The organism is Nostocoides sp., assembly GCF_035343835.1.
GTDB lineage: Bacteria > Actinomycetota > Actinomycetes > Actinomycetales > Dermatophilaceae > Nostocoides_A > Nostocoides_A vanveenii.
Genome location: NZ_DAOQZV010000138.1, coordinates 1 through 8,610, shown reverse-complemented (window position 1 = coordinate 8,610; position 8,610 = coordinate 1). Strand labels below are relative to the sequence as shown.

At 70.3% G+C, this 8,610-nt stretch carries 11 protein-coding genes and 1 pseudogene; 8 read left to right on the top strand and 4 right to left on the bottom strand.

Annotated elements, in window-relative coordinates:
• The 3 genes and pseudogenes from PKH97_RS10650 to PKH97_RS10640 all read left to right on the top strand — a co-directional run.
• Positions 1-327: pseudogene (locus PKH97_RS10650) on the top strand (hypothetical protein); the annotation flags it as partial.
• A gap of 33 nt (positions 328-360) precedes the next feature.
• Positions 361-600 (top strand): antitoxin MazE5, encoded by a 240-nt coding sequence (locus PKH97_RS10645; protein ID WP_324387387.1) that lies wholly within the window; start codon positions 361-363, stop codon positions 598-600.
• A 7-nt stretch (positions 601-607) separates the two neighbouring features.
• On the top strand, positions 608-931 hold the full coding sequence (locus PKH97_RS10640) for a type II toxin-antitoxin system PemK/MazF family toxin (RefSeq protein ID WP_324387386.1): 324 nt from the start codon (positions 608-610) through the stop codon (positions 929-931).
• A 160-nt stretch (positions 932-1,091) separates the two neighbouring features.
• On the opposite strand, the gene PKH97_RS10635 is transcribed toward PKH97_RS10640, so the two are convergent.
• The gene (locus tag PKH97_RS10635; RefSeq protein ID WP_324387385.1) at positions 1,092-2,006 is read right to left on the bottom strand and encodes a LysR family transcriptional regulator; all 915 of its coding nucleotides are present in this window, start codon (positions 2,004-2,006) and stop codon (positions 1,092-1,094) included.
• A gap of 66 nt (positions 2,007-2,072) precedes the next feature.
• On the opposite strand from PKH97_RS10635, the gene PKH97_RS10630 reads away from it, so the two are divergent.
• Positions 2,073-2,687, top strand: coding sequence for a LysE family translocator (locus PKH97_RS10630; protein ID WP_324387384.1), 615 nt, complete (start codon positions 2,073-2,075; stop codon positions 2,685-2,687).
• A gap of 103 nt (positions 2,688-2,790) precedes the next feature.
• Positions 2,791-3,291 (top strand): YbaK/EbsC family protein, encoded by a 501-nt coding sequence (locus PKH97_RS10625; RefSeq protein WP_324387383.1) that lies wholly within the window; start codon positions 2,791-2,793, stop codon positions 3,289-3,291.
• Positions 3,292-3,295: 4 nt separating this feature from the next.
• Here PKH97_RS10625 and PKH97_RS10620 read toward each other — a convergent pair whose 3' ends face one another.
• Positions 3,296-3,835 carry a DinB family protein gene (locus PKH97_RS10620; RefSeq protein WP_324387382.1) on the bottom strand — a complete coding sequence of 180 codons (540 nt, stop codon included), beginning with the start codon at positions 3,833-3,835 and terminating at the stop codon, positions 3,296-3,298.
• Positions 3,836-3,872: 37 nt separating this feature from the next.
• The gene (metF, locus tag PKH97_RS10615; protein WP_324387381.1) at positions 3,873-4,745 is read right to left on the bottom strand and encodes a methylenetetrahydrofolate reductase [NAD(P)H]; all 873 of its coding nucleotides are present in this window, start codon (positions 4,743-4,745) and stop codon (positions 3,873-3,875) included.
• A 109-nt stretch (positions 4,746-4,854) separates the two neighbouring features.
• Between metF and PKH97_RS10610 the strand changes: the two genes are divergently transcribed.
• The gene (locus PKH97_RS10610; RefSeq protein ID WP_324387380.1) at positions 4,855-5,934 is read left to right on the top strand and encodes a polyprenyl synthetase family protein; all 1,080 of its coding nucleotides are present in this window, start codon (positions 4,855-4,857) and stop codon (positions 5,932-5,934) included.
• A 128-nt stretch (positions 5,935-6,062) separates the two neighbouring features.
• Here PKH97_RS10610 and PKH97_RS10605 read toward each other — a convergent pair whose 3' ends face one another.
• Positions 6,063-6,419 carry an Rv2175c family DNA-binding protein gene (locus PKH97_RS10605; RefSeq protein ID WP_324387379.1) on the bottom strand — a complete coding sequence of 119 codons (357 nt, stop codon included), beginning with the start codon at positions 6,417-6,419 and terminating at the stop codon, positions 6,063-6,065.
• A 226-nt stretch (positions 6,420-6,645) separates the two neighbouring features.
• On the opposite strand from PKH97_RS10605, the gene PKH97_RS10600 reads away from it, so the two are divergent.
• Positions 6,646-7,509 (top strand): LysM peptidoglycan-binding domain-containing protein, encoded by an 864-nt coding sequence (locus PKH97_RS10600; protein ID WP_324387378.1) that lies wholly within the window; start codon positions 6,646-6,648, stop codon positions 7,507-7,509.
• A gap of 46 nt (positions 7,510-7,555) precedes the next feature.
• The coding region (locus PKH97_RS10595) for a protein kinase (RefSeq protein ID WP_324387377.1) at positions 7,556-8,610 on the top strand (1,055 nt) is incomplete at its 3' end.

The window sequence follows — 8,610 nt, the reverse complement described above, 5'->3', positions numbered from 1 at the left end:
CAGGGACCGCTCGCGGTCAAGTCCGGGTCGGGCGACCTGACCCTGGCCGACGGCAATGCGATGCCGGGCGCCATGGCGCTGGCGATGACGCTCTGGGAGTACCAGGTGCACGGCTGGGATCTGGCGGTCGCGACCGGACAGGTCTGGGCACCGGCCCCCGAGGCGGTCGACGGCTCGATCGGCTTCGCCGAGCAGATGCTCACGCCGGACTTCCAGGGCGAGGGCTTGGCCTTTGCGCCCCGCGTGCCGGTGCCTGCCGACGCCCCCGCCATCGAGCGGCTCGTGGGCATGTCGGGCCGCGACCCGCAGTGGGCGCCGCCCGCCTGATCCCGAATGCCATAAACGTGGCACGATAATGGCATGCCCCGCATCCGAATCAGCACCACCGTTGACGGTGAGTTGCTGACGCGCGCCCGAGCCGCCCATGGGCCTAGCACCGACTCGTCGTTACTGGAATCTGCCCTGGAGGCATTGCTTCGCCACTATCGCGATGCCGAGATCGACCAGCAATATGCACGGGCATATGCAGAGCATCCGATGCACACGCGGGATGATTGGGGCGACCTGGAAACCTTCCTCGACGCTGCCGGCCGGATGTGATCGCGCGATGGCACTGCCTACCCGGGGCGAGGTGTGGTGGGCCGACTTGGCCGATGCCGGCGCTCGCCCAGTGGTCGTGCTCAGTCGCGATGCCGCGATCGTCGGCCGACGACGCACCGTGGTTGCCTCATGCAGCACGGTGATCCGTGGACTGGCCAGCGAAGTCCCGCTGGAGCCGGGCGACGACCCGGTCCCAAAACTATGCGTGGTGCAACTCGATGCCGTCGTCGACGTGCCCGTGCGCACGCTGGTTCGCCGCCTGGGCCAGCTCAGCGAGCAACGAATGCGCGAGGTCTGCTCGGCGCTGGCGCTCGCTATGGGCTGCTCGTGAGACACCCTCGAGCTTCTGTCGACTTGGCTGGTTGCCCCGACGTCGACGTCCGCGCGTCCGGCCAGCTTTCGACCCCGCGTCGAGTTCCTCGGCGAGCCCACTTTGGTTTTGGCCGTGCAGACGAGTGCGGTTGATCCACAGCGACTCGGTGAACGTGTCGTCAGTCGGCCAGGTCGCGCGCGACATCGCGCAGCAGGCCCGCGAAGGTCGCGGCCAGCGGGGCGCGCGTGTCCTCAACCGGTCGCACGATGTGGATCGTCTGCCGCAGGCGGGGCCGGACCAGCGGGCGCCAGGTCGCGCCGGGCCAGTGCCGCAGCGTCATTCGTGAGACCAGGGCGACGCCATAGCCGGTGGCGACGAGGGCCTGCGCCACGTCATACGAATCGCTCTCGAAGCGCACGCGCGGCGCGAAACCCGCTGCGGCGGTGGAGCGGTCGAACTGCGCCCGCGCGTGCACGCGCCCGCGGATCACCACCCACGCCTCGTCCGACAGCTCCGGCAGGGCGACCGGACTCGGGCCGCGCCGCGCCAGCGGATGATCGTCGGGCAGGATCACGACGATCGGATCGGCCGCCAGCCGCGTGACCCGCACTCGGGGATCGGCGACCGGCGCGTTGTCCCAGGTCGCCATCAGCGCGAGATCCAGATCGCCCTCGGCGACCAACCGGACGGCGTCGACACTCTGGATGTCGAGCACCGACAGGTCGGCGTCGCCGACGCGGTGCCGCAGCGCCGTCATCGCCGGCGGCAACAGGTGAAGCGCCGCCTGCTGGAAGGCACCGAGTCGCAGCCGCCGGCGCGTACCCTCGCGTCGGAGCCGGAACTCCGTCAGTGCCTCCCGCGCCTGCCGGTCGATGCGCCGCCCGTATGCCGCAAGCACCTCCCCATCAGTGGTCAACCGCGCACCGCGCGGCCCACGATCGACCAGCCTTGTGCCCCAGACGGATTCGGCCTTTGCCAGCCTCTGCGTTGCCGCCGGGGCGGTGATACCGAGGACGTCGGCGGCACCGGCGAGCGACCCGTGGTCCTGGATCAACCAGAGCAAGCGCAAGTGCTCGGTCTCGTCAGCCTTCATGATTCTTAAGATAGGGCGAGCAAAGGCACCTTCTCGTTAACCGCGCGATTCAGCACGCTGGAGCCCATGAACCTTCTCGCCTTTGTCACCACCACGTGGCTCCTCGCGATGCTCCCGGGCGTCGGGCAGGCAATCATGCTTCGCCAAGTCCTGGTCCGCGGCCGGCGCGCGGCGCTGATGAGCAATCTCGGGACGGCCGTCGGCCTGCTGATCTGGAGCTTTGGCGCCGCGGCCGGTCTCTCCGCCATCTTGCTCGCCAACCCGGCCGCCTTCGCCACGCTGCGCATCGCCGGCGGCGTCGTGCTCGTCTGGCTCGGTGTCCGCGGCCTGCTCGCCCTGCGCCACCCGGCTGCGACGCTGGATCACACTGCCGCGCAAGTGGACTCACCCCGAGCGGACTTCGTCACCGGTCTCGCGGTCAACCTCGGCAACCCCAAGGCGGGCGTTTTCGCGATCGCGCTCCTCCCCCAGTTCGTGCCTGCGCAAGCGCCGCAGTTCTGGGCGATGACCGGGCTCGGCGTGCTCTGGGCCGTGGTGACGATGACGTGGTACGTGCTCTTCATCCGGCTGGCCGAGCGCGGCCGAGTCCTGCTCAGCCGCCGGCGCCCGGCGACGATCCTGACGGGCGTCAGCAGCCTGAGCCTGGTCGGCATCGGTGTCACCGTGGCCGCCGGCCTCTGACCGCCCCCGTCCAGGCTCGTTGAGTGATATTGCGGCCGCGCTCTTTTCGTCGATCACCGGGGCATGGCCGGCCGGCCGATCCGCACTGGCTAAGGTCGCCTCCATGGCCCCCGATCTAACCTCCCACCCCGGCGTGACTGCCGTCCGCGCCGCCCTCACGGAGCGCGGCTTCGAGGCCGAGTTGCGCGTCCTGCCCGACGCCGTCCGCACCGCTCAGGCCGCGGCCGACGCCCTCGGCATCACCCCGGCCGAGATCGCGAACTCGCTGGTCTTCAAGGGCATTGGCGCCGACGGCACCGAGACTCCCATCCTCGTGATGGCAAGCGGCGGGCACCGGGTGGACACGGCACACGTGGCGGGCGTGCTGGGGATGTCGGCCCTGGAGCGCGCCGACCCCGACTTCGTCCGCACCCATACGGGCATGGCGATCGGCGGCGTCGCTCCCGTCGGCCACCCAACCCCGCTGCGCACGCTGGTCGACACTGATCTCGCGGCCTACGCAGAGGTCTGGGCCGCCGCCGGCCACTCCCACACCGTCTTCCGGACCACGTATGCCGACCTCCTCACCCTGACGGGCGGCACCCCCACGACCGTGGTCGGCTGAGCGACTACTGGCCAGTGCGCCCGTCGACGCACTCGCGCAGCAGGTCGGCGTGGCCGGCGTGCCTGGCGTACTCCTCGACGAGGTGGACGATGACATCGCGCGCCTCGATCTGCTGATCGCGCACCGAGACGATGGTGTCGAGATCGAGCCCGGCATACACCTCCTGCGCGTGCGCGACCTCGACGCGCCAACTCGCCCATGCATCGGCGACGCACGCCTCGTCCGCCGTGACGCCGTCGAAGTCGAGGTCGGGCTCGGCCTCGGTGCGATAGAGCCGCGGCAGCTCGGGATGGCCTTCGAGAACCCTTCTCGCCCAACTGTGTTCGACGCGGGCCAGATGGCGGATCAGCCCCAGCAGCGACAGGGTGGACGGCGGCACCGAGCGCGTTGCCAACTGATCCGGTGTCAGCCCAGAGCACTTGAGCTCGATCGTCATCCGGTAGCGGTCGAGATATTCCCCCAGCACTGCCTTCTCACCGCGCCCCGGCGCTATCGCCTCCCGCGGGTCATCTCCCGGAGCCGCCCACATCCCATCGAAGCTCACGGCCCCAACCGTATGCCGCCCGCTTGCCGGGATGAGGTCAGCGGACCGCCGAAAGGCCAAGATTTTCGAAGACCTCCAGGGTCGCGGTCGAGCGGTTCATGGTGATGAAGTGCAGACCCGGAGCACCTTCGGCGAGCATTGCCTGGGCCAGTTCGGTGGCAATCTCCACACCGACGGCCCGAACCGCCGCCGGGTCGCCGTCAACCGCCGACAAACGCGCGACGACCGCCTCGGGCAGGGGCGTTCCCATCAGCTCCGACATCCGGGCGATCTGCTTGACATTGGTCACCGGCATCAGGCCCGGTGTGACCGGCAGGTCTCGCCGAGCAGCGACCGCATCGCGCAGCCGCAGATACGTGGTCGCGTCGAACACCATCTGGGTGACGGCAAACTCGGCGCCCGCGTCCGCCTTGCGGACGAGCACCTCGACATCGTCCTCGAAGCTTGCCGACTCGGGGTGGACGTCCGGGAAGGCGGCAACCCCGACGGTGAAATCGCCGAGGGTTTTGATCAGACGGACCAGGTCATCGGCGTGCGAGAGACCGTCCGGGTGCGCGACCCACTCGACGGCTCCCCGCGGCGGGTCACCGCGCAGGGCGAGGACGTTGCGGATCCCGACGGCGGCATACGCCCCGATGACCTGGCGCAACTGCGCGACGGAAGCCCCGACGCAGGTCAGGTGCGCCAGCGGCGTCAAGGTGGTCTCGCGGGCGATCCGCTCGGTGATCGCGACGGTGCGATCCTGACTGGAGCCACCCGCGCCATACGTGATCGACACGAAGTCGGGACGGGCCCGCTCGAGGCGCCGAATGGCGTCCATGAGCGTCGTCTCGGCAGCGTCGTCCTTGGGCGGGAAGAACTCGAAGCTGACGGTCGGCCGGCCGGCGCGCAGGTCAGCGGGGATGGACATGGCCGCTAGGGTACGTGCCCCGCGCGGCGCCCACCGACGGCGTAGATAGGGTGAGATGCCCGGCGGCGCCCGTCGCGCAGGCATACGGGGATCAGCGGGAGGAGCGGCGGTGGCCGGCATCGACATCACGGCGCTCCGCCCACGCATCGATGCCGCTGTCCACGCGCAACTGGCGCGGGGACGCGCCGATCTGACCGAACTCGCTCCCGAGGCCGACGACCTGCTCGACGCCATCAGCGACTTGATGGCCGGGGGGAAGCTGCTACGGCCGACCTTTCTCTATCTCGGCTATCGCGCTGCCGGGCGCCCGGACGGCGACGGTGCAGTGGCGCTGGCGTCGGCAATGGAGTTCGTCCAGGCGGCAGCCCTGATCCACGACGACGTCATCGACTCTTCCGACACCCGGCGCGGTGCGCCGACCGTGCACCGCGCCCTGGCGAGCGCGCACGCGCAGCGCGGGTGGGAGGGCGACGGATCGGCCTTCGGCGTCGCCGGCGCGATTCTCGCCGGCAACCTCTGCCTCGGGTGGGCCGACCAGGCGTATGACGAGTGCGGTCTGCCGTCCGCCGATCTCGAGCGCGGGCGGGCGACGTTCGACCTGATGCGGGCGCAGTTGATGGCCGGGCAGTATCTCGACGTCGTCGGGTCCGTGCGGCCGTGGGCCGGCGCGAGCCCGGCCGAGCGGGTGGCGATCGCCGAGCGAGTCATCACCTACAAGTCGGCGAAGTACTCGATCCAGCAACCGCTGCTCATCGGTGCGCGCACGGGCGGGCTGACCGGGGCCGCTCTCGCGGCGCTTGCGGCCTACGGCCTCGATCTGGGGATCGCCTTCCAGTTGCGCGACGACGTGCTGGGGGTCTTCGGCGACCCGGGGGTGACCGGCAAGCCGGCCGGCGACGACCTGCGCGAGGGCAAGCGGACGGTGCTGATCGCGCATACGCTCGCGCTGGCCGCCCACGCGGACCGGACGTATGTCGAGACCCACCTCGGCGACGCCGCCCTGACACCCGAGGCCGTCCAGCGTCTCCGGGCGATCATTGCCGGCTGCGGGGCAACCGACGCCGTCGAGGCAGCCATCGCCGCCCGCGCGACGTCGGCGGCGCAGGCGCTTGCCGGGGCTGATGTCGACCAGGACGCCGCCGCCGCGCTCGGCGCGATGATCGAGACCGTCACCGATCGCCACGCCTGACCCCGTCGAGAGGTCACATCCACCCCGTCGAGAGGACGTGTTCGACGCCTCGGCAGGAGCACCGTTCAGTTCTCGGTCCCTGCGCGCAGCGCGGTCCGGTCTGGTATCACCAGGCCGGCGTCGAGGCGTCAGCCCTCTTCCATCGCCCGCCGGCGGACCTCGGTCTTGAACCCCGCACGGATCGCGTCTATCGCGTGACTGCCGCCGCCGGGCAGCGAGTCGTCGGGGGTGAAGAGCCACTCAATGATTTCTGGGTCGTCGAAGCCGATGTCGCTCAGGACCGTGATGGTGCCCTTGAGCGCCGCCAGCGGGCCGGCCTCATCGACGAACGCCGCCGGCACGCTGAGCACCGACCGCTCGCCTCGACGCACGGCGACGAACTCGCGCTCCTCGATCAGCCGGCGTACACCGGAGGGGCTCAGGCCGAGGCGTTCGCACAGGTCGGGGACGGTCAGCCAGTCGCCGACCAGGGCATCGAGATCCACGCCCGGGAGCCTAGCGCCCAACGCCTGCGGGGATCTTCGGGCTTCGACGGACTCGGGATTCGGGCGGAAGTCACGGTGGCAGCTTCCGGAGTAGAAGTCGTCCCGGCGCCTGGCCCCACGCGTCACACGCGCAACTTCGCTATCCTCGTGTCCCACGCGACTCTCCCGTCACTCCGGTTCAGCGCACCGGGACTGCCCTGCCCCCGTCCTGGAAGGACGCACTCGAATGGCCCCCCTGTTCACCTTGCCCGCCACCCCACCGGCCCTGTTCGACCTTCCAGCCCTTGCCCAGCACACCAGCAGCGGGCAGCGGCATACGGTTCGCTCGGGTGACACCGTCTTCGGTCTGGCGCTGCGCTATCACACGACGACGAGCGCGATCGCCGCGGCCAACAACCTCGCCAACACCCGCCTGATCCGCCCCGGTGACGTCCTGACGATTCCGTCCGGCAGCACGAGCGCGGCGAAGCGCCCGGCGCGCACCACCAGCGGTCATTTCGTCCGCGCGGGCGAGACCCTCAGCGGCATCGCCGCCCGCTACGGCACCACGATCTCGGCGCTCGCCAAGGCCAATGGCATCTCCCCCAGCCGGTTCATCCTCCCCGGCCAGCGCCTCTCGATCCCCGGCACGACCAGCCGCGTCGACCGCAGTTTCGAGTCCAGCCCCAAGGCGACGACCAAGTCCCCCGTCCGCGGGATGACCTCGCGCACCGCGACCCGCGACCTGATCGTCGCCACCGCCAACCGGTATGGCGTCGACCACCGCCTCGCGCTCGCCATCGCCTGGCAGGAATCCGGCTGGAACCAGGGCGTCGCCTCCGGGGTCGGCGCGGTCGGCACCATGCAGGTCATGCCGGGCAGCGGCACCTGGGCCAGCAGCCTGATCAACCGCAAACTCAACCTGCACGACCAGCGCGACAATGTCACCGCGGGCGTCGTGATCATCCGCCAGTTGACCAAGATGGCCAGCAACCGCGACGAGGTCATCGCTGCCTACTACCAGGGCCTGGGCTCGGTGCGGGCGCGCGGGTGGTACTCCGACACACGGCAATACGTCGCCAACGTCAACTACTTCCGCCAGCGCCTCTGAGCGCGCCGCCCGCGGACGCCACCGAAGGGGGCCGTAGACTTTGCCGGTGAATGAGGTGGGGCCGGACGCCCTGATCGGCCAGGTCGTCGACGGTCGCTACCAGGTCCTCGAGCGCATCGCCACCGGGGGTATGGCGACCGTCTACCGCGCGCTCGACACCCGCCTCGATCGCGACGTCGCCCTGAAGGTGATGCGTCCGCATCTGGCGCACGACGACAGTTTCGTCGCCCGTTTCCACCGCGAGGCTCGCGCCGCTGCCCGGCTCGCCCACCCCAATATCGTCGGGGTCTTCGACCAGGGCCGCGACGGTGACCTGCTCTTCCTCGTCATGGAATACGTGCCGGGCCGCAACCTGCGCGACATCGTCGACACCGACGGCGCCCTGGCCCCACGGGCCGCTCTGGACATCTTCGAGCCGATGCTGACGGCGTTGGCCGTTGCTCACCAGGCCGGCTTCGTCCACCGCGACGTCAAGCCCGAGAACGTTCTGGTCCGCGCGGACGGCGTCGTCAAGGTCGCCGACTTCGGCTTGGCCCGCGCCGTCACCAGCGAGACGGTCACATCCGCGACCAGCGAAGTCCTGGGCACCTTGTCCTATATCTCGCCGGAGCAGATGGAGTTGAGCCAGGTCACGCCGCGTAGCGATGTGTATGGCGCGGGCCTGGTGCTCTTCGAGATGCTCACCGGCCGCAAGGCCTTCACCGGCGAGTCCATCCCCAATGTCATCTTCCAGCATCTCCACCAAGGCGTGCCGACGCCGTCGACCATCGTCGCGGGGCTGGCTCCGGAGCTCGACGACCTCGTGCTGAGCGCGGCGGCCAAGGAACCCACCGATCGCCCGGCCGACGCCGGTGAGCTCCTCGCGCGCGTCCGGCTCGTCCGCGGCGCGCTCGGTGCCGCACTGGACGACCGCCCTTCGCGCAGCGCAGCAGCGACGAATGACACCTCGGTCCTACCGACGGTCAGCGACCCCACCGAGCACACCGCCCCCTATGCCGTGTCCCCAGCCGCCCTGACGGGCGCCGCTGCGGGGGCCACCGCGGGAGCAGCCGCCGACGGCACGCGCGACCCGGGAGGCAGGGCGGCTCTGCCACGGGTTGC

What these genes read in the sequence shown, in the direction of transcription:
- PKH97_RS10645 (WP_324387387.1), top strand. Translation starts at nt 361, where the DNA reads ATGCCCCGCATCCGAATCAGCACCACCGTTGACGGTGAGTTGCTGACG.
- PKH97_RS10640 (WP_324387386.1), top strand. Translation starts at nt 608, where the DNA reads ATGGCACTGCCTACCCGGGGCGAGGTGTGGTGGGCCGACTTGGCCGAT.
- PKH97_RS10635 (WP_324387385.1), bottom strand. Translation starts at nt 2,006, where the DNA reads ATGAAGGCTGACGAGACCGAGCACTTGCGCTTGCTCTGGTTGATCCAG.
- PKH97_RS10630 (WP_324387384.1), top strand. Translation starts at nt 2,073, where the DNA reads ATGAACCTTCTCGCCTTTGTCACCACCACGTGGCTCCTCGCGATGCTC.
- PKH97_RS10625 (WP_324387383.1), top strand. Translation starts at nt 2,791, where the DNA reads ATGGCCCCCGATCTAACCTCCCACCCCGGCGTGACTGCCGTCCGCGCC.
- metF (WP_324387381.1), bottom strand. Translation starts at nt 4,745, where the DNA reads ATGTCCATCCCCGCTGACCTGCGCGCCGGCCGGCCGACCGTCAGCTTC.
- PKH97_RS10600 (WP_324387378.1), top strand. Translation starts at nt 6,646, where the DNA reads ATGGCCCCCCTGTTCACCTTGCCCGCCACCCCACCGGCCCTGTTCGAC.